The organism is Mesomycoplasma ovipneumoniae (genome assembly GCF_035918255.1).
Classification (GTDB): Bacteria; Bacillota_I; Bacilli_A; order Mycoplasmatales; family Metamycoplasmataceae; genus Mesomycoplasma; species Mesomycoplasma ovipneumoniae_A.
Genome location: NZ_CP142136.1, coordinates 491,397 through 512,556, shown reverse-complemented (window position 1 = coordinate 512,556; position 21,160 = coordinate 491,397). Strand labels below are relative to the sequence as shown.

17 protein-coding genes and 2 tRNA genes are annotated in these 21,160 nt (G+C 27.8%); 8 read left to right on the top strand and 11 right to left on the bottom strand.

Annotated features, from left to right (window positions below; translation table 4 throughout):
- Nucleotides 1-5 precede the first annotated feature (5 nt).
- From U3G01_RS01940 to U3G01_RS01930, 3 genes are all read right to left on the bottom strand, one after another.
- Nucleotides 6-1,193 (bottom strand): restriction endonuclease subunit S, encoded by a 1,188-nt coding sequence (locus tag U3G01_RS01940; protein WP_255031268.1) that lies wholly within the window; start codon nt 1,191-1,193, stop codon nt 6-8.
- Nucleotides 1,193-3,874 (bottom strand): type I restriction-modification system subunit M, encoded by a 2,682-nt coding sequence (locus tag U3G01_RS01935; protein ID WP_255031266.1) that lies wholly within the window; start codon nt 3,872-3,874, stop codon nt 1,193-1,195. Before U3G01_RS01935 ends, U3G01_RS01940 begins: the two co-directional genes overlap by 1 nt.
- A gap of 649 nt (nt 3,875-4,523) precedes the next feature.
- Entirely contained in the window at nt 4,524-6,188 is a 1,665-nt protein-coding gene (locus U3G01_RS01930) for an Mhp366/Mhp367 family surface (lipo)protein (RefSeq protein ID WP_255031264.1), read from the bottom strand.
- 142 nt (nt 6,189-6,330) lie between these two features.
- Here U3G01_RS01930 and U3G01_RS01925 point away from each other — a divergent pair, with 142 nt between their 5' ends.
- Both U3G01_RS01925 and U3G01_RS01920 read left to right on the top strand, forming a co-directional pair.
- A complete protein-coding gene (locus U3G01_RS01925; protein WP_255031263.1) occupies nt 6,331-6,849 on the top strand; it encodes a hypothetical protein in 519 nt (172 codons plus the stop codon).
- Between the two features lie 34 nt (nt 6,850-6,883).
- The gene (locus tag U3G01_RS01920) at nt 6,884-7,567 is read left to right on the top strand and encodes a ribonuclease III family protein (RefSeq protein WP_255031261.1); all 684 of its coding nucleotides are present in this window, start codon (nt 6,884-6,886) and stop codon (nt 7,565-7,567) included.
- Here the strand turns inward: U3G01_RS01920 and U3G01_RS01915 are convergent.
- Nucleotides 7,527-8,093 (bottom strand): DUF402 domain-containing protein, encoded by a 567-nt coding sequence (locus tag U3G01_RS01915; RefSeq protein ID WP_010321400.1) that lies wholly within the window; start codon nt 8,091-8,093, stop codon nt 7,527-7,529. The two genes, U3G01_RS01920 and U3G01_RS01915, sit on opposite strands and share 41 nt — an antisense overlap.
- Before the next feature lie 185 nt (nt 8,094-8,278).
- On the opposite strand from U3G01_RS01915, the gene U3G01_RS01910 reads away from it, so the two are divergent.
- Nucleotides 8,279-9,034, top strand: coding sequence for an ECF transporter S component (locus tag U3G01_RS01910; RefSeq protein WP_326564863.1), 756 nt, complete (start codon nt 8,279-8,281; stop codon nt 9,032-9,034).
- Here the strand turns inward: U3G01_RS01910 and metG are convergent.
- From metG to mraZ, 6 genes are all read right to left on the bottom strand, one after another.
- The gene (gene metG / locus U3G01_RS01905; protein WP_255031255.1) at nt 9,031-10,572 is read right to left on the bottom strand and encodes a methionine--tRNA ligase; all 1,542 of its coding nucleotides are present in this window, start codon (nt 10,570-10,572) and stop codon (nt 9,031-9,033) included. The genes U3G01_RS01910 and metG overlap by 4 nt on opposite strands.
- On the bottom strand, nt 10,565-11,335 hold the full coding sequence (locus tag U3G01_RS01900) for a tRNA1(Val) (adenine(37)-N6)-methyltransferase (RefSeq protein WP_255031254.1): 771 nt from the start codon (nt 11,333-11,335) through the stop codon (nt 10,565-10,567). The genes metG and U3G01_RS01900 overlap by 8 nt, the downstream gene beginning before the upstream one ends.
- The gene (locus U3G01_RS01895; RefSeq protein WP_326564862.1) at nt 11,325-12,332 is read right to left on the bottom strand and encodes a nicotinate phosphoribosyltransferase; all 1,008 of its coding nucleotides are present in this window, start codon (nt 12,330-12,332) and stop codon (nt 11,325-11,327) included. The genes U3G01_RS01900 and U3G01_RS01895 overlap by 11 nt, the downstream gene beginning before the upstream one ends.
- A 202-nt stretch (nt 12,333-12,534) precedes the next feature.
- Nucleotides 12,535-13,515 carry a cell division protein FtsZ gene (locus U3G01_RS01890; protein WP_255031250.1) on the bottom strand — a complete coding sequence of 327 codons (981 nt, stop codon included), beginning with the start codon at nt 13,513-13,515 and terminating at the stop codon, nt 12,535-12,537.
- 33 nt (nt 13,516-13,548) lie between these two features.
- Complete coding sequence (rsmH, locus tag U3G01_RS01885; protein ID WP_069098414.1) at nt 13,549-14,439, bottom strand: 16S rRNA (cytosine(1402)-N(4))-methyltransferase RsmH; 891 nt, start codon at nt 14,437-14,439, stop codon at nt 13,549-13,551.
- Nucleotide 14,440: 1 nt separating this feature from the next.
- Complete coding sequence (gene mraZ / locus U3G01_RS01880) at nt 14,441-14,881, bottom strand: division/cell wall cluster transcriptional repressor MraZ (protein ID WP_255031248.1); 441 nt, start codon at nt 14,879-14,881, stop codon at nt 14,441-14,443.
- 707 nt (nt 14,882-15,588) lie between these two features.
- Between mraZ and U3G01_RS01875 the strand changes: the two genes are divergently transcribed.
- The 5 genes from U3G01_RS01875 to U3G01_RS01855 all read left to right on the top strand — a co-directional run bounded on the left by U3G01_RS01875 (nt 15,589) and on the right by U3G01_RS01855 (nt 19,084).
- Nucleotides 15,589-16,971 (top strand): hypothetical protein, encoded by a 1,383-nt coding sequence (locus U3G01_RS01875; protein WP_255031246.1) that lies wholly within the window; start codon nt 15,589-15,591, stop codon nt 16,969-16,971.
- Nucleotides 16,972-17,050: 79 nt separating this feature from the next.
- Nucleotides 17,051-17,134: transfer RNA gene (locus U3G01_RS01870), tRNA-Tyr, on the top strand.
- Nucleotides 17,135-17,137: 3 nt separating this feature from the next.
- Nucleotides 17,138-17,212 (top strand) — tRNA-Gln (locus U3G01_RS01865).
- Between the two features lie 35 nt (nt 17,213-17,247).
- Nucleotides 17,248-18,687: a proline--tRNA ligase gene (gene proS / locus U3G01_RS01860; protein WP_255031244.1), complete on the top strand. Its 1,440-nt coding sequence runs from the start codon at nt 17,248-17,250 to the stop codon at nt 18,685-18,687.
- Nucleotides 18,688-18,754: 67 nt separating this feature from the next.
- Complete coding sequence (locus U3G01_RS01855) at nt 18,755-19,084, top strand: thioredoxin family protein (RefSeq protein WP_255031239.1); 330 nt, start codon at nt 18,755-18,757, stop codon at nt 19,082-19,084.
- Between the two features lie 75 nt (nt 19,085-19,159).
- On the opposite strand, the gene U3G01_RS01850 is transcribed toward U3G01_RS01855, so the two are convergent.
- Nucleotides 19,160-20,521 carry a hypothetical protein gene (locus tag U3G01_RS01850; RefSeq protein WP_255031237.1) on the bottom strand — a complete coding sequence of 454 codons (1,362 nt, stop codon included), beginning with the start codon at nt 20,519-20,521 and terminating at the stop codon, nt 19,160-19,162.
- Nucleotides 20,522-21,160: the final 639 nt, after the last annotated feature.

The following is a 21,160-nucleotide window of genomic DNA, read 5'->3' as shown; positions in this document are numbered from 1 at the left end:
TTCACCTAAATAAACATTTCATTTAATAAAGTTTTTTTAATTTTTTGAAAATAGGCAACTTTTTGCTCATATGCAAGAATTAGTGAGTCAAAAGTCTCAAAAAGTTCCGAAATTTTTTGCTGTTCACTAATATCAGGAGTGAATTTTAGTTCAATTTGAGCCATATCAATAATTTTTAGAGAAGGAATAATACCATTTGTGACATTTTTTCTCGTTTTAAATCCAATTGCAATGGCAAAAAATTCGTTTTCAGGATATTTTTTTGAAGTTAATATTCCACAAGAACCTGTTGCAAAAAATTTTCCTTTTCGAAAATTAACAGCGCCAGCATTTACACCAGCGGTAGTCCAAGTTATTACATTTTCAGCTAAAAACTCGTTATAATAGCCTAAAATCCCCTGATTTTCTGTTTGTGATGAATAAACCGGATAGATGTAGCCGCGGTTTCTCTCTCTCTCTCTCTCTCTCTCTCTCTCTCTCTCTCTCTCTCTCTCTACAGGTCTAGTTTTTATTTGGTTTTTGGTTAATGATTGGCCTCGGGAAATCTCGAATAAATTTTTGACTTGATCAGTAATTCAGGCTGATTTGAAACCTTTGAATCTAATTGAAGGAAGATTTGAACTAAAATTAGCAAACATTTTATTAGTAAAACCATTTTTAATATTTTTCAGAAGGCTCATTTTTTCTTCAAGTTTATTAACTAAGTTTTCAAGTGTCTCAAAAAGTCGCGAAATTTTTTGCTGTTCAGGTCAGCCTGGTTGAAAAAATGTAAAATTAACAAAAAGAGGAAGTCAATGGCGGCCATGATGTCTTACAGTGTATTTAATTTTTTGTAAAATTAAATAATGAAAGTAAAGATTATCTTTCGGATTTTTATTGATTAACAATTTAAGCGCAGAACTTCTAACTTTGAAATCAAAATTGATAAAGCGAGATTGAGTTGTAAAATCATCAAATAAAATTATTGGTGAATTTTCTGATGCTTTTTTAATATTTTTTGTGTCTTTTGCATAACCAAGCACAAAAGTTTTTCCCGGAGTTAAAACGGGAATTCCATGATTAAAATATTTAGTTGATGACTCAATATATTTTCATGATTGTTCGTGTTTTAAAGCATCGGCCAATCTTTTTTTAACTCAGGCAGGATTAAATCCTTCTATTCTAATTTCAGGAATGTTTTTATTTTTGGACATTAATTTGCCTTCAAAATATTAGATAATTTTTTAATGGCTTCCATGTCCGCGGGATTTCCCTCAAGTTCATCCAAAAAAGTAGACATTTTTGTTTCCAAATCAGAAACTTTTTTTTGAATATCAACAAAAGTGTGTTTATATTTGTTTAATATTTCGGATATTCCTGAGATTTGCTCATCAACGAATTCTTCACTTTTTTCCTTAAAGTTTTGAATAAACTTTTCTCATCATTTTGAAATTAACAAATCATAAAAATCTTTTTCATTCAAATTCAAATATTGATTGTAGGAATTATTAGTTAAATCATTTTTTAGATTAGTTAAATCTTTTTTTACTTTATCGATATCTAAATATTTTTCATTAATTTGAATTATTAAAGATTCAAAAGAATCTTTTTCTCATGATTCTTTTGAATCTTTAAATGTTTTAGCTAATTTTTTAATACCACTTTGAATTCAAGAGTTTTTTTCATCGTTATAAATTTCATTAGTTTTATCTTCATCACTAATTATCTGGCATAGTTCTTTTATTTCAGATTCAAATTGGTCAATTTGATCTTGAACCTTATTTAATTGAGCAAATTCATTTGGAAAAAATTTTTGCTCAATTAAATCATTGCTAAAAAATTTAGATTTTCACGACTTAATTCTACGAAAATCTTTCTCTTTCTGATTAATGCTATCAACTGATTCAATTTGATCATTTAAAAATTCTTTGATATCTAGACTGCCAGAATCAGAAAAATTTTCCCGTAAAAGTTCTAAATCTTCCTTAACATTTTCAAAATTATCAATTATAATTTGGTAAACATCATAAGTATCAATTAATGGAAACTTTAAAGATGAAAAAATATACTCAGTTATATCTTTTTCTAGCTCAATTAACTTAATGTTCTTAATTGAATTGATATCAGATACCTTACTTTTGAAAAAATCAATAAAGTTAACCACTTTAGATTCGAATGATTCCAAATAATTTTGAAAATCACTATCATTATAAATAATATTTATATAGTCTTGCGAAAGCAAATCGTAATAATCGCTGTTTTGTTGGTTTTCTTTAAACATTTTTTCCTTGATTTTAGGAAAATTGAGGAAAAAGTTATCAAAACGCTTTAGTTCTTTTTTACTAATTGAGCCAAAAACTAATGAAAATAGGTCGTGTTGTTCTTCTTTTTTCCCAGTTAGTTCAACATATCGTGAAATATTTAAATTAAAATTATTTTTTTCTATTTCTTCAAAACTGATTATTTTTGAAATTTCAGTTTCAAGGCGGTAGTTAACAATATCAGCAATTTTTTTGATATGTGATTTAGCGAAGCGGTTATTTTTACCATCTTTAACAAATAAATTTGAGGCATCAACAAAAAGAATATCATTCTTAAAACGATCTTTTCTTAAAATGATAATAACTGTTTCAATTCCAGTTCCATAAAACATATTGGCTGGAAGTCCAATTATAGCGTCGATTTGCCCTTTTTCAACTAGTTTTTTTCTAATTTGGCCTTCACGACCTCCGCGAAATAAAACTCCGTGGGGCAAAATAACCGCACCAATTCCATCATTTTTTATGTGATATAAGTCGTGTAATAAAAAAGCATAGTCTGCTTTGTTTTCAGGCGGCTCTCCATATTCTTCAAATCTTTCTGTATGACCTGCATTTTTTGGTTCTCATCTTTGAGAATATGGTGGATTTGACACAACAGCATCGACAGTTAACAATCGATATGTGCTAGTGTCTTCATTTTCAAATAAAGGCCAATCATCTTCCAAAGTATCTCCTCTACGAACATGGATTTGATCGGAATTTATGTTTGACATAATTAAGTTCATTCTTGTTAAATTATAAGTTTCGTTTTTAATCTCTTGAGCATAATAAGTGATTGAACTTTCGCTATATTTTTTAAATTCTTGACCTATGTTTAACAGCAAACCACCTGAACCACTTGTTGGATCATAAATGCTAATATCTTTGCGATCTTTTAAATAAAATGCAACTATTCGCGAGATTAAGTCACTTACCTCATGAGGTGTATAAAATTCGCCAGCTTTTTTTCCAGCGGTTGAGGCAAATTGAGCAATTAAATACTCATAAATAAAGCCTAGAACATCATATTGTTGTCTAGTAGTTGGAATTTCATTGATAGTATCAATAAGTTGAGAAATGACTTCAGTTTGTTCTTTGGCATTTGGTGCAAGTTTCCCCAAATCAGTTTCAAATTTAGAAAATAAACCTTTAAACAATGAAGCATGCGAAGACTTTTTAGATTTATTAACTATTTCATTAACTCCATCACTAAAATCCTTAAATGCACCTTGAAAAGCTTTAATGTCAAATTTTTGTTTATTTTTGACTCAAGAATCAAATAAATTCCGATGCTGGATAAAAAATCCATTTTTGTCTTTCAATGACTCTATCTTTCTATCAACCACTCCCCAACTTAGTACCCCAGTATTTCCAAGGTCAATACCACTACGGTCCAATTGATCATCCAAAAGATAGAGATCATCCTTATCAAATTCCTGACTAATTAAATATTCTGTCTGTTTTTGACATAAAAATTTGTATAAAAGTAACCCTAAAATATAGTCCTTATATTCATAGGCCTCAAGATTTTTTCGCAACCTATTGACACCATGTCAAATTTTTGCGCCAAGTTGCTGTTTAGTTATTTTGCTCATAGAAACCACCTGTAAATTAAAAAAATTATATCATATTAAGGAATTTTCGTTACTTTTTTCGCATAAAGTTTATAAATGTCATTTTGCAAATTCTCATTTTTTCCTTTAATTTAGCCCAAAAATAAAAAAAGAAACATAGTAAAAAAATACTAATTTACTGTTACCTGTGCAAGTGATTTTTATTTTTTTTTATTTTTTTTTTTTTTTTTATTCTTTTTAAAAAAGTTGTGGTATAATTAATATTGATTTCATATATATTATGAGATTTTTAAGATAAGTAAAAATATTTTAAAAATATTGGTTTAATTCCCATCTCATAATAATTCTAGCAACCGGTGCGCCGGTATGAAACCAAGCGTAAGTTTAATTTAAAAACTTACGCTTTTTTATTTATTAGAATGATTTGCTCATTTTTAAAAAAGAAACATAGTAAAAATAAACTAACTTGCTTTTCCTGTGCAAGTCATTTTTTTTTTTTTTTTATTCTTTTTAAAAAAGTTGTGGTATAATTAATATCGATTTCATATATATTATGAGATTTTTAAGATAAGTAAAAATATTTTAAAAATATTGGTTTAATTCCCATCTCATAATAATTCTAGCAACCGGTGCGCCGGTATGAAACCAAGCGTAAGTTTAATTTAAAAACTTACGCTTTTTTATTTGTTACAACAATTTGCTCATTTTGAATTGAAGTAAATCCCTTCTTTTGATTAGAAGGGTAAAAATCTTTTATTAATTTTGTTAAATTAAAATCCTCAGTAACAAGAGGAATTCCACCTGATAATGAAATATTTGTGTTTAATTTGTCGTAATAATTTTTTTCTATTCGTGAATTATTATCGTAAAAATTGTTAATTAAGCCAAATCCGTTAATAAATTGGAGTTCACCTTTTTCGTTAAAAACTCCTGAACCAGAAGCGCCTGGTCCGTTGTTTGTATAAAAATACAATGATAAGCGTGAAAAATTTTGCTGGGGATCTGAGGCATAAACGCCTTTGAAATTATTTTTCATAGGTTTTGACTTTGGTCAAAAAAGGCCTACATTAAAATCATAGGTTGAATCACCTTTTTTTCAAACTTTTTCTGAAATTTGAACAGGTTTTTCTTTGACCATTTTTTCTCAGAAATCAATAAAATTTTGATAAGTTGCTAGAAAATTTTCAAATTTTGATTCAATTGAATTACTTCTAGCATTATTAGCGTCAGTTATTGTTTGATTTTGTTGAATTTTTGCTAAGATATCGGTTTTATTTTCTGTATAAAATTTAGCTAATTCTCTTAAATCATCAATAAACTTTTTGTATTTAAAATAAAAAACTCCGACATCAAATTTTTGATTATCAAAATCAGAAGGAATTTCAAAATAATCATTGTAAAAATTAATAAGAAATTCTAAAATTTTAACTTGATCAAAGGTGGTAATTTTTTTTTCGTAAATTTCTTTTACATAAAAAAGTAATGCTATATTATCCCTGTCGAGGCTATAAATTTTTCCATCTTGATATCATTCAAGAAAATTTCCACCTAAAGTATTTCAGAATCTTATTTTTTGGGTTTTGATTTCGAAGTTTTCATCGTTGTATTTATAGCTTTCCAAAGGTCGTAAAACGTGATTATTTGTAATTAATAATGTTTTTTCATTATTAGAATCTAATATTGCGGCAGTTCCGGTCTTAAATTTTACGTTTTTTTGGTAAATTCAATCATATTCATCGGAATTTAAAGGTTGGGCATACGCGCCAATTTTATCAAGTTTAAATATTTGATTGCGCGCTTTTGAATCAAAAATTGTAAATTTTTGATTCAAAATATTAGATTTAAAGGTATTATTTTCTTCAATTAAATTATCAATTAAAGGATAATTTAAGTCATAAATTAATAAATTATTATTTGTTGGGCCAAGAAAATTTTCATCACTTTCTTTTGTGACAAAGTTATTTTCGGTATTAAAATTAAACCGCTCATAACCTTCAGGAAAACTAACGTCATTTTTTGTTATTTTTTCAAGATCTAAAAGCGAAAGTTGCTCAAAAAAACTTTCTCTTTGTCCATATTCTTCGGCTAGATCTTGATTTTGGTCACTAAAAAAATCATTAAATTGGTCAATTTCAGCTAAGTAATCTTTGCTAAATTTGTTTTCACTGTCAACTTTTTCGCCTTTATCTGATTCAAGTAGTAAATCAATACCACTAATTTTTTTTGCAGGGGCCGAATGATTTAAATAATTGTAGGTAAAAAAAGCAGTAACTGAAGCTGCGCTTAGAAAAAATAACGTAAAAATTGAAAATAAAATCTTTTTTTTCCTTGTCATAGGTCCCTTTTATATTAATGGATAATTTAATAAATTATATATAAAAATGCTAAAATACAAAAATAAAACAGCAAAATCCAAAATATGGTAAAATTTAGTTAATTTTTATTTTATTAATATATTATTAAAAGAAAGTATTTTAATGAAAAAAAGCATTTTTTTGACTTTTATGGCTTTAGGTTTTTTAGTTTCTTGCGGGGATACTAAAATAGAATTTAGTCCTATTAATTCTAATCCAGGTTTTCAAGATGAAGTTAATCCCAAAAAAAACCCGTATCTTCTTGAACTTGTTGATGAAAATTATTCTTATTCAAACTTTAAAGCAAAATATCAGCAAATTTTTAATCAAATTAAAAGCAAAAATGTTGATGAATTCCCTTTTGCTTGTGATAATGGTGCAAAAAATTGTTTAAAAGACCAAGAAATTAATTATCTTGTTGTAAAACAATTAGTAAAAGAAAAAATTCTTAATTTTAGCCCTATTGCTGATTTGCCTTTGCCTGAAAACATCCCTGAAATACAGGTTAGTTTTATTTCAATGCTGTCAAAATTTTTTGATCAGGATAAAAAACTTACTTTGCACCTAGAATTTGGCCACTATCATTCAAGTCAACCACACATAATTCAAGATCAAAATTTTACATTAACCTTTAAAAAATAAATATTAAATTATCCCTAATTTTAAAAGGAGAATAATGCAATCCAATAAAAAAATTCACGAATTTTTGCAAAAATTAGATATTAAACCAAATTCAATAGACATTTATGTTCAATCATTAACACATAAAAGTTACAACTTTACAAATCCGTCAACACCGCATTATGAAATGTTAGAATTTTTGGGAGATTCAGCAATTCATTATGCTGTAACTCGGGCAATTTATGATAATTTTTATAAAAAAGAAGGTAATTCAACTCAACTTCGTGCGGTTCTTACCTCCACAAATTATTTAGCCAAAGTCTGCCAAGATTTAGGACTAATTGAGCTTGTATTTTTAGGTAAAGGTGCATCAGAAATTCGTGAAAATAACAAATTGAAAGCTGATGTTTTTGAAGCATTTTCAGCAGCAATTTTACTTGATCAAGGTTTTGATAAGCTTAATGAATTTTTGGCAAAATATTTGTATAATGGTGTAAATTTTGCATGCGAAAAAGAGTACAAAGACCCAAAATCAATTTTTCAAGAAAAAATTCAGTCTTTTTCTTCGCTTAGCAAAATCAATTATTTACCAACTAGACTTGCTGATGGAACTTTTCGTGTTGACTTAATTTGGGAAGAAAAAAAATACGGTATTGGCTATGGAAAATCTATTAAAGAAGCAGAATTTAATGCCGCAACTAACGCACTCAACATTTTTGCCGTTGACACAGATCAATAAAAACTTGAAGATACTCGTTACTAAAGAATGATTTTTTTTGCAAAAATAGCAGAAATATTTTGCTAATTTCATTTGAAAGTATGCCTTCTAATTTTGCGGGATAGTTCATAATTTCCTTATTTTCAAGGAATTCTTCGCGATCAACAATATCAAAACTTTTTTTGTTATAAATTTTAATATCTATATCATAATCAACAAATTTGATTGTATTTTCTTCAAAAATAAAATCTGAAGCTAAATTTATATAGTAATGATAACTAAAATGTTGTCCCGGTTTAAAAGTAATAATTGCATTATGCATTGTTTTTTTTGGAAAAACAAAAATAGTCGGTTCAGAAAAACGTCATGATTTTGTGCCATATTTTTTTACAATGCTGCCATTTAAACTAACGACAACATGAGTAAGTGAATTTGAAATTACTCTTGCATTTGATCACTGGCGATACAAAAAACCATTATATTTATAGGCTTGAATGTTAATTATTCTTTCTGGATAAAGTTCTTGAAACGAGTTTTTTTCTATCATTTTTTTTTAATCCTTTTTTTTATTTTTAAATTATAATATTTTATACTAAATTTTTATTATAATTTACCATTAAAACAATGAATTTAACAACATTTAGAGCAAACATTAAACATTTTTTTAGAGCGAACCATAAAATATTTCGATTTACAAGTTTTGAACTGGTAATTTCAGGATATTTAATGGGAATGTTTTTAATTATTGCTTTTATACTTAAAACTAGTCTTCCAAGCAGATTTAACTTAGCATTTGAACTTCCATTTTACGTTTTGATAGGAATAATTTTAAGTTGATTCAAAGGTGCAATAGTTGCTTTTACATTTGATTTTGGAAAACTTTTGCTTACAAGTCGCATTGTTTTCTGAACCCCAGAATATGGAATTATCCCGATTTTAGTTGCAATTTTTTCCTCGCTGGCTTTTAATTTTGCAAGTAAAAATAAAAAAGTATTAATTTTTATGTTAATTTTAACTTATCTAATAACTTTTTCAGTGTTTATTTTTTATTTTTTTACGAGTGAGTCTGAAATTCAAAGAGTTGCAAAAGGTTGAAGAAGGTTTTTTAGTAAAAATCTAGTTCTTTTATTAATAGGGATTTTTGGAGTTATTTTATTAGCATTTACAACATTTTTAGTAATTTTATATTGAAAAAAACCGACTCAGAAATTTAAAAATGCTTTAATAACACTTTTTGTCCTTAGTTTTTGCTTTCTCGTTTTTCGTTGATTATGACATCCGTTTGCATTTGTGCAATATTATAATCGTTTCTTGAATCGAACCGGAAGGGATAGACTTATTGAAGAATATTTTTTCTTTTATTTAACACCAATAATTTTAAAATCAACAATTTCATTTCCAATTTATTCGCTTTTTTTGATAAACATAGTGCCATTAATTCAATTTTTAAACGATAAACATAATTTTCGCTGAAAATTTGGTTATTAAGATTTTTTTCTTGGAAAAAAAGGTTTTTCCAGTTTTTCAAAAATAATTTTGTCAAATTTATCTAATTTTGTAATTAATTCAAAACTTGTGGTTTTTATTCCTAAAAAATCAATAATTTTTTCAATGGTTTTAGGCATAACAGAGTTTAGGCATGCTGAAATCGTGTAAATTCCATTTAAAACTAAAAGTAAACTTGCGCTTAATTTATCTAAGTTTTTTTCATTTCATAATTGTTTGATATCAAAATAACCGTTTAAATTTTTTGCTAGATCAATTATTAGTTTAAAGCCTTTTTCAAGCTGAAAATTTGACAAATTTTTAGAAAATAAGTCAAAAGTTAACAAAATTTTTTCATAATAACTAATATCTGTTCAATCTAAATCTTCAATTTTAAATTTCAAACCGTTATTAAAATATTTCAAAACAAGTGCAATTGTTCGACTAATTAAATTTCCATATGTGTTAACAAAAAATGAATTATATAGACTTTCTAATAATTTTTTGTCAAAAATACTATCATTTTCGGTACTTATTTGACTTACAAAATAAAATTTTATAATTTCAGCATCAAATTCATCAAGTAATTCAAGAGGATTAATTACATTTCCTTTTGATTTTGACATTTTTCCTTCAGGAGTTATGAGCCATCCGTGAGTCAAAATTGTTGATGGCAATCTGAAGTTTAATGATTTTAAAAAAATTGGCCAATAAATACAGTGAAAACGAGCTATTTCTTTTCCAACAACATGAACAATTTCTTCGGCCTGGTTTCAAAAATTTTGACTCTGTGGTGAGTCAATATTAATTTGGTCGTCAAAAATTGATAAATAGCTAAAAAGAGCATCAAGTCAAACATAGATAGTTTGATCTTGAAATTTTTCAAGATTTATTCCTCATTTTAAATTTTTTCGGCTAACGGATAAATCCTCTAAACCTTTTTGGAAAAAATTTTGTCTTAACTCATTTGCGATTTTTTTGTCAGAAATGAAATTAGGATTAGCGTCTAAATAATTTTCTAGTCATTTTTGGAATTTACTAATTACAAAAAAATAGGAATTTTCTTCGACTAATTCCATTTTTGCACCGCTAACTGGGTGAAAAAATTCGTTGTTTTTTTCGATACATTGAACTTGTGATAAAAATTCTTCGTCACTTACAGAATAAAGTCCTTGATATTGACCTTGAAAAATATCGTTATTTTCGTACATTTTGTAAAAAATTTTTTTAACAAAATTTTTATGATTTTGACTAGTTGTTCTTAAAAAATAATCATAATCAATGCCAAATTTTTGCCATAAAATTTTAAATTTTTCCACGTTTTTATCAACAAAAGTTTGGGGATCTAAACCTGACTGATGGGCTAGACGACTTATTTTGTGGCCGTGTTCATCAGATCCTGTTAGCATTAGTGCGTCAAAACCTTGCATTTTTTTAAAATTTCTGAGCACTCATGCCAAAGTTGAACTATAAAGATGACCAATATGGAGATTACCACTAGCATAATAAATAGGAGTTGTGATGTAAAATTTTTTAGCCATTTTTAACCTTTCGGGCTACATAAAGTTTCTGGATTTCTTTGCGATAAACATGTTTATTTTTATTATTAGGGTGTAAATATAGATTATGTAGGAATTGGGTTCCCCACTGAGCATTAAAATCTGATTCAACCAAAACAAATTTGGGACTAGATCCCACTCTTGCCATTACAAATTGAACACGCTTTGGCTCAAATCGACCCTGACGCAAAAATTCTATCACATCAATAAATCTCTCGATTGGTAAAACCAGCGATAATCTTCCTTTGTGTTGAATAATTTTGCTTGCCCCAAGAATTAATTGTGATAAATTAAGGCTAAATTCATAAATTGCATTTTTAAACTCAGGGCTAACATTTCGGATTTTTTTTGTTCCGACTTTAAAATAAGGAGGATTAGCAAAAATTAAGTCGTATTTTCGTGACTGTTTTTTATTATGTTCAACTCAAAACTGATTAAAATCAGCACAAATTAGATTAATTTGACTTTCTTTTTTGTTAATTTCAACGTTTTTTCTAGCTAAATTAATGGCTTTTTCATTAATTTCAATTGCATCGATAGTTAGATCTTTTTTTCTGTGAGCAACAAAAATTGCTAGTGCTGCGTTATTTGTTCCTATTTCAAGTGCTAGTTTTACTTTTTTAGTTAAGGTGATGAAATTTCCTAGCAAAATAGTATCAACTGAATAATTAAAACTTGTCTTGTCTTGTCAAATTTTGAGGTCATCATTATAACCCAAATTATTCAATTCAAGATTATTTTTCATATTCAAAAGTTATTAATTTTGGATTTTTACGATAAAAACGACCAAATTTAGCTAATTTTTTGCCATTTAACACTGTTGCATCGGCGCTAAAATGATTTCGAATTTGAAGCATATACTCGCCAACACCGTAGAAGTCTACAGGGGCGTTTTGTTCTTCTAATTCTCTAATTTTCATAGGGTTTAATCCTGATGAGACTACAATTTTTACGTGTTGACCGTTATTTTTGTCTAGCTCTTCTCGTAGTTTTTTTATTAATTTTGAATTAATTCCAAATTCGTCTTTTTTAGGATCTTCGAACATTTGATCGGGAATATTTGAAGAAGTATCAATTCTAACTCCAGCTAAATTTTGACCAAATTCAGCCAAAACAGCTAAGGATTCTTCAATTACATTGTTGTTAAAATCCACTAAGGCTACTAATGGTTGGTCTGGGAAAATTTTACGGTAAGCTTGAGAAGCTTTAATAAGATCGCCGTTGAAATTTTGAATTAAGGAGTGAGGCATTGAACCAAAATTTTTAGTTTCGGTTTTTCCAGATTGAGCTAAATTGCTAAATATTGAAATACCACCTATTTTTGCTGCTTTTCCGTCAATATGGTGCATCAAATAGTGATCAGAACGATCGGCCATAAAGATTATTTCTTTATTATTTGCTGCTTTTTTGCATAAATAAGCATTTGTTGCTATTGAAGTTGAGCGGCTTAAAATTCCGTCAATAATTCCTTCAACATGACCAAAAAGATGTAAAGGGCCCTCTAATTCAAGAACTATTTCACGTTTTTTTACACGAGTTCCATCTTGTAAATAACGAATTTTATATTTTTTATAATCAGTATTATCTACTAAAAATTTTAAAACTTCATCCATTCCGCCAATAACGGCAAAATCTCTACGTTGGAAAAACTGTAAAATAACAATATTTTTCGGATTAAATTTTGCAAGTATTTTTTGACTATCAAGAAAATAGTCAGATATATATTTATTGAATTTTGACATAATAATTGAGTTGATAAAATAATAGTAAAACTACAATATTATTATACTATATTTCCGTCGATTTGCCCACAAAAAAAATTTTTTAAAAAAAATAATACAAAAACACCTTTTTGTTATAAAATTTTGTTTGCGTACTAAAATTTTATAATTTTTAAAGGTGTTTTATAAGCTTTTAATAAAAGTTAAATCAAAATCAATTTGCTTAGAAAATACTAAATTTGTTATCGAAGGCAAGATTTAATTTTGCTGCTTTTTTGCTTTCATAACTATGCTTTTTCTGACTTGCAATTATACCAATTTCAATTTGTTTATCTAATTTTGTGTTTGTATACACGCCATAAGAAAATTTTAAGTCTGGTTTGAAATTTTTTCTAATTGTGTTAAGAACATCGTTAATTTCGGTTTGTAAAATTGAATTGTTAGCGCTAATTGTTATTAACATTTCCTCGGAAGATGAGAGATCAAATTCGACAAAATGGTTTTTAAAGGCATTTTCAGTTGCAACTATTGCCCTATTTGAACCAGCTGCACTTGCATATCCGACAAAAACAAAATTATTGTTGGATAAAATTGACTCGATGATTGAACTGTTAACATGAATTAATGCATTTTGTTGACAAATAGCTTTTGTTAGAATTGAAATTTTCTTTTGAATAGTCACTGCTATTAATTGAAGAACATTTTCAACTATAAGACTCGGAAATGTTGAACTTATTTCTTCTGGTGAAATTAAAATTAATGAATCAACAATTTTTTTCAAATTTTGAAGCACGTCAAAACTTGTTTCGCGTCTAAATTTCGACTCATTTTCAGAAGGATTTGTTGCTAAAACTATTATAATTATATTCATTTTTTGAGCAATTTCAGCTACTTCTAAAACCGCTCCTGATCCAGTTGATCCGCCTAATCCGACAATCAAAAAGAGAATTTTGACCCCAGCAAGAATTGATTGAATTTCTAAACTTTTATCTTTTACTGCTTGGTTTGCTTTTTTTCAGTCATATCCAAAATTTGATTGACTAAGAATTAGTGAATTTTGATCGCTAAAATTGAAATTAGAATATTCATCTCGTGAATTTATAAAAAATTTTGGAAAGTTAGCTTGATCTAAATTGAGACTTTGAACAATTTTAGATCCAAAATCACCTAATCCCATTAGCATAATTTTACTACATCTTTCCATAGTATTTTTACCTATTTTTCAATTTTTCTTTTTTTATGAATTTTTAATTAAAACTCGTAATTTAGCTGATTTTGCTCTTGGATTTAGCAAAACTTCTTCTGGTGATGGTCGAAAAACTTTCGTTGAGAATTCTGGATCGCCTTTTTTAAAAAAATCTTGCTTAGATTTACTAACTAAATTTAAAAATGCATCTTTGACAATTCGATCCTCTAGCGAATGGAAGCTAATAATTAAAACTTTTGAACCGTGCTTTAAGAATTTTGGTAACTTTTTTAACAACATTTGCAAGGATTCAAGTTCGTTATTTACTTCAATTCGAACAGCCTGGAAAACATTTTTTACAAAGTTTTTTTTAGATAACGCCAGTGCTGGAATAACTTTTTTGACAATTTTACTAAGATCAAAAGTAGTTTTCAAAGGTCTATTTTCAATGATTGCTTTTGCAATTTGCCGCGCAAATTTTACTTGTCCATATTTGAAAAAAATCTGAGTTAGTTTTTCTTCAGAATATTGATTTAAAACTCAAGAAGCATCAAGAGATTGACTTGTGTCCATTCTCATATCTAAATTGCCATCTTTAGAGTAAGAAAAGCCACGCTCAGGATTATCAATTTGAGGTGAAGAAACACCTAAATCAACGATAAATCCATCTATATAATCAATTCCCAATTTTTCTAAGTGATAATCAAAATTTACAAAATCTGAACAAATAAAATCAACATTTTGACTAATTGCAGTTAATTTAGATTTAGTTTCGTCTATGGCTTGGATATCTTTATCAAAAACAATCAGTTTTCCCGTTGTTAATTTTTCAAGAATCGCCTTGGAATGTCCGCCACGCCCTAAAGTTAAATCAACATAAAATCCTTCGGGATTAATTTCAAGAGCTAAGATAACTTCTTCTAACAAAACTGGAATGTGCATTTTATAATTCAACTCCCGATTTTAGCAATTCTTTTTCTAAATCAGCGGTAACATCACTGTCAGAAAACTTTGCAAAAAATTGTTCGTATCTTTCTTCAGGCCAAATTTCAATTTTGTTATTAACCCCTAGTAAATAGATTCTTTTTTTGACAGCGGCCAAGTCAAGTAAATTTTTGGGAATTAAAAACCTACCTTGCTTATCGACAGAAACTTTGACGGTATTTCCAAAAAAATATCTTGCAAAATCACGAAGTCGTGGATCTAATGAGTTTGCTTTTCCAATTTTTTGGGCAATAATATCAAATTCGGTTTGGCTTCTGATCTCGAGAATTTTTTCCAAATTAGCTGAAATATAGAAGTCACCTTCAAGTTCATCACGAAAAGCAGGAGGTAGCACAATTCTATTTTTTTCATCTAATATTCTGAAAACAGTTCCAAACATTTTTTATCTCCACTGTCAACCACAATTATACACTAAAACCCATTTCAAAGCAAAAAAAATTAATTTTTTTTATTTCTCATTTTTTATTTGAGAAAAATGACGGATTTTAGGGGGTATTTTTTAAATTTTTTGGATTTTATTAGTGGAGTGAAGTGGGAGTGATTTTTATTAAAATCAGCAAAAAATTTAAAAATATCAAAATTTTATGATCAAAAGTTTATTTTTTTGGGTTAAAAAGGGTATTTTTATGGTGATTTTAGAAATTATTTCAGTTATTAAGGTAAATTCTTAAAAAAATTGATATTTTGAAAAAAATTTTAAAATAATGATTTATTTTTAAAAATTTAAATTAAATTACAGTTTCTTCAAAAAATTGCAATTTTACCGAATTTAAATGAAGAAAATTAAGCTTAACTGTTTTGCTTATTATATATTATATAATTAGTGTTGTTTTTGATGTCAGAGTTTTGTATTGTAAAATTTTAAAATTTATTAATATAAGTTTTTATAAACATGAAAATGCCGAATCATTAAAAACATGCGTTTTTTTATCTTATTTAATTAAATAGAAAAAAATAATTAATATTAGTTATAAATTGGTAAAATTTAATGAAGAAATTGAAAAAGGTGCTAATATTAAATTAACTTTTTAGATTTAAATTAAATTTGTAAAATAAATAGGTTAAATAGTTACACAGGAGAATTTAATGAATCAAAATCATGACCAAGAAAAAAATAATCAAAAAATAAACGACCAAAATCAGTCTAATTTTTATAATTCAAAAAATTATAGTGCTAACAAATCTCATAATTCGAATTTTGCTTCCCGTGATCGCAAATATCAACATTATGGTAATTTTCAAAAACCAAGTTATAGTCAAGATTTAAAAACTAACACTACTAATCCATTTCAAGGAGATGATAGTCAGAAACTTGTAGATCAAAAAGATATTGAAATTCAAGCCCAAAATAGCCCTCAATATGATCAACAATCGGAACAATACGTTACTTATCAGCCTAATTATCTAAAATCACAACAAAATTTAGAAACAACTCAAGAGCAAAAAAAGGAGTCAAAAAATTTACTTCAAAAAGTTACAAAATCAAAAAAATCTAGCCAAATTAATTTTTCATGACTTTTGCATGATGATGAAAATCAGTTTTTTTACTTCCTTTCTGATTCTAGAGCTGTAGCTGAAATTAGCGATTTAAATAAAAAAATGCAATATCGCGAAAAGCATTCGACTTGAACCTCAAGTTTTTACCAACTTAATTCAGATATTTTTCAAAAGCATGAAAAAAGAACCAAAACTAAAATAAATCCCGTCGAAAAACTTTGAAATAATATCTCTTTTACTGCAAAGTCAATTTATTATTCAATTTCAACCTTACTAGTTTCGATGTTGATGCTTATTTTTTGATTATTTTTTGCCGGAATTAGTAATTTTCAATTCTGACAGTATTTAGCATTTGTTGGATCATTTGTTCTATTTTTAGTAATTATTCAAACTTTGGTTTATTTTAATAATTTAAAAAACCGAAAAAGACCAAGAAAATTAATTTTTTATTATATTGCCGATTCGATTTTTTTGCTATTAAATTATATTGTAAGATTAGTATTTTTACTTAGCCCGATTTTTAGTCATAAATTGATAGTTTTAAATGTTAATTCTGAATTAATTGGTCAAAATTTAGCGCAATTAAATCCTTATAGTCAAATTTTATATTATATTTTTTGGTTTCCAGCACTAAGTTACTTTTTTGGTCTAGGGTTTTTTATTGTTATTAAGTGATCTGAATTTGTTAAGAATTTTTGATTTACCTTTGCTATTTTTAAAATTTTATCTTATCAAAAATTAGCAAATGAATATAAAATAAGACATGATGATGAAAGACTTGCTAAAAAATTAAAAGATAAATGGATTGAATTGTACAAAATTGGACGTCCTTTAGGTAATTTTTTACATCCTTCTTTTATTTTTGCTTATAAACAAATTAAAATAGACCCAAATCTTCCGATTGAAGAGCAAGAAAAACTAGTAAATGATGTTCTCAATATAGTAACTGAGGATGTTGCAAAATATCGCTAGTCTAAAAAAAAAAAAAAAAAATTAAAAAAAATTATCAAATCAAAAAAAATATGTTATAATTAAAAAGCTGCAACGCACCGGGGGGTTTGCAGAGCGGCCAAATGCGGGTGGCTGTAACCCACTTTCTTCGGATTCGGGGGTTCGAATCCCTCACCCCCCACCATTTTGCCCCATAGCCAAGCGGTAAGGCAACGGTTTTTGGTACCGTCATTCGTTAGTTCGAATCTAACTGGGGCAGCCAAATGTTAATTCACCATTTTTTTAATTATTAATTTTATGAAACGTCCCGAAAAGATAACGCCAAGTAGCGAAGATTTTGCAAAATGATATGTTGACGTTATAACTCAGGCGAATTTAATGAGTTACGGTCCAATCAAAGGAACGCTTTACTTTAAACCTTTTGGTTATTCAATATGAACTAATATAACTAAAATAGTTGATGCATTTTTTGCTTCCCAAGGCGTAAAAAATGTTTATTTTCCGCTTCTTATACCTGAAAGTTTTATAGAAAAAGAGAAACAACATATTAAAGGTTTTGCGCCAGAATTATTAACAATAACTCATGTTGGCCAAAAAAAATTATCTGAAAATATTTATATAAGACCAACTAGCGAGCTCCTTTTTGCTGATTATTTTCGAAATGAAATTGCTGCAAATAACATTTTACCGTTAAAATTAAATCAGTGAACTCAAGTTTTGAGATGAGAAAAAACTACTAATCCATTTTTGCGTAATACTGAATTTCTTTGGCAAGAAGGGCACACAATTCATTCAGATAAATTAGAGGCTCAAAATTTTACTAAAAAAATAGCTAAATATTATAAATACTTTTTAGAAAATTATCTTGCTATACCAACAATATTTGGTAAAAAAACTAATCGTGAGAAGTTTGCCGGCGCTGTTACAACTTACACTATCGAGTCAATGATGCAAAATTTCCGCGCGCTTCAATCGGCCACATCGCATTTTTTAGGCCAAAATTTTGCTAAAAATTTTGGAATTCAGTTTAAAAATAACAAAAACGAATTTGATACGCCATATCAAACATCTTGAGGGATTTCAACCCGTCTAATAGGCGCTCTTGTAATGGTTCACAGCGATGATAGTGGTTTAGTTTTGCCTCCAAAAATTGCCCCATATAAGGTAGATATTCTTGAATTTTTTGCAAAAAAACATCCCGAAGTTAAAGATTTTTCAAAAAAAGTAGCTAGAATTCTTAAACAAAGAAAAATTAGCTATCAAGTAGATGAATCAGATGACCAAATTGGCTTTAAAATAAATAGGTCTGAAGTTTCTGGTTCGCCAGTTCGAATTGAAATTGGGCCAAATGATGTAAAGAAAAATCAAATTTGTCTTGTTCGGCGTGATAATCGTCAAAAAATTTATTTTAATCTTGATGAATTAAAAGACAAATGTCCTAAAATTCTTGATAAAATTCAAAAAAACTTGTTTGAAAAAGCTAAAGCACGCATAATTGAAAATACAGTTTTTGTAACTTCATATCAGGATCTTCAAACTGAAATACAAAAAGGGAAATTTGTTATCGCTCCTTTTAGTGAGTCTTCAGCAAAAGAGCAGCAAATTCAAGACGAAACTACCGCAACAGCTCGTTGTATTTTGCCAAAAAATTCAATATTTAATATACCACAAAGTGCTAATTCAATTTTTAGCGGTAAAAAAACTACTAGATTTGTCTTATTTGCAAAATCTTATTAATTTTTTTCTATTTATATATTGGAAAAAAGCAAGAATGTGGTATCATTTATATAAAAAAGGAGATATTATGCCAATCTTTGATATTCACTCAACTGATGACATTAATCAAAAAATTTTAACAAGCAAATCTGCAATTCTCGTATTTCACCAACCTGGATGCGGAGCTTGTGTTCTTTATGAACCTTCAATAGATCAAATGAACGATAAATACGGAGTAAATGGTCTAGTTATCATTAGAACTAACGTACGTGAAAACATTTTATTTGCGCGTGATAACCAAATCCAAGGAACTCCAACAACATTATTTTATAAAGATCACAAACTTGTGCATCGTCTTGAAGGTTATGTTCCTGCTGATGTATTAGAATCACAATTAAAACACCTTGGATTAATCTAATATCTTAATTTAATTTTCGTTATTTTAAATATAAAAAAAAGCAATTTCGTGAATGAAATTGCTTTTTTTATTATTTTAGATATTTTGTTGAAAAGGTTTATAAGGTAAACTTATTGTTGCAAAGGAGTTATTTTTAGATTGAATTAGAATTCTATTGAATTTATAACCATCTTGTAAGTCAGCTCGAAACTTATTTAACGAACTATTGAAAGTGGTATCTACAACTTTTCTCGCTTTTGTGCTGTCATTTTTAATAAATTCAGCTTTTAACTCGACATTTGCATTAGTGTTTATTCAATTTTTTAAAAGTTGGGTTTGAGGATCAATTCAAAGCGCAGCATCTTGCTTAACTATCGCAATTTTTTTCTCAAACCAAAGGTCACCTTTTAAATCATCAGGGAATTGATCTTGCAAAATTTCCTCAGAGCTACCATTTTTAACAACTTTAATTTTTTTGAGCGATCACTTATAGTCGTATTGTCATTTTCCGGCTGTGTTAAAAGTTACGGTTGAATTATTTATGTTTCCACTAACTTCAGGAGTCATTAGTTTAGTAATAGCTGGATCATCACTTTTGCCTTCAAAATGTGCCACTACTTCTGTTGCACCTTTGAATTTGTCATTTTTAATAGTAAAAACATGATTACCATTTACGTCGAAACTTAGACTTGACCCTAATTTGTCAGCGATTTTTGCGCTCATCTGTTGCGGTGTGTTTTCTTTTTGCTCAAAAGGTTTATAAGGTAAACTAATTGTTGCAAAGGAGTTATTTTTAGATTGAATTAGAATTCTATTGAATTTATAACCATCTTGTAAGTCAGCTCGAAACTTATTTAACGAACTATTGAAAGTGGTATCTACAACTTTTTTCTTTGTTGCGTCATCAGTTTTAATAAATTCAGCTTTTAACTCGACATTTGTATCAGTGTTTATTCAATTTTTTAAAAGTTGGATTTGAGGATCAATTCAAAGCGCAGAATCTTGTTTAACTATCGCAATTTTTTTCTCAAACCAAAGGTCACCTTTTAAATCATCAGGGAATTGATCTTGTGAAATTTCTTCAGAACTGCCAGCCTTAACAACTTTAATTTTTTTGAGCGATCACTTATAGTCGTTTAATAATTTTCCGGCTGTGTTAAAGGTTACGGTTGAATTATTTATGTTTCCATTAACTTCAGGAGTCATTAGTTTAGTAATAGCTGGATTATCACTTTTGCCTTCAAAATGTGCCACTACTTCTGTTGCATCTTTGAATTTATCATTTTTAATAGTAAAAACATAATTACCATTTACATCAAAGCTTACACTTGACCCTAATGTGTCGGCGATTTTTGCGCTGCTCGTCTGTTGACTAACGCCACAACTTGTTGCTACTAAAAAAACAATAGGGGTCGAAAGGATAAATAAATTTCTAAATTTTGTTAGCTTGCTTGCCATTTACACCTCTTAATTTGTTCATATTTTAATAATGCAAATTATACCATTTTTCTTAATATTTTCTAGGAATTTGACAAAAATATTAAAAATTTACAAAAAATTATAAATTTTTAATTTTCTAAAAAAACCACCTGAGTTTCCCAGTTTGATGGCAAAAAATTCACTTTTTAGTGAATACAAATATGCAAAAATACCGTTAAATCCGTGTTTTTTGACCTAAAATATTAATTTTTATTATTTTAAAATTAACCTTTTGAAAAAAAAAAAAAAAAAATGCTTGGTCTAAAATAAAATTATGTTATAATGAACATCACTTAAGAATAAATTAATAAATTTGATATTGAATTAGGGGGAATAAGTTATGTTTTTGGCACAATAAACTCAGATAATGCCATTTTTTCCATTATGGCTTTAAATATTAATGGAATGCCTTAAATTTAACCGTTTAGAAATCTATAAATTCAGGGCTTTTGGTTATTGTTCTTTCAAAACTTCATATATTTTTTTAGGCTCGCTGCAAATAAAAACGAGTTTTGTATTTGCATTGAGTTTAAATAGTAGTTGTTTTATCATAAATTGATTTTTGTCAGTGTTTTCCTGAGTTTCCCAGTTTCATAAGGTAATTTTAAAAAAGTATCC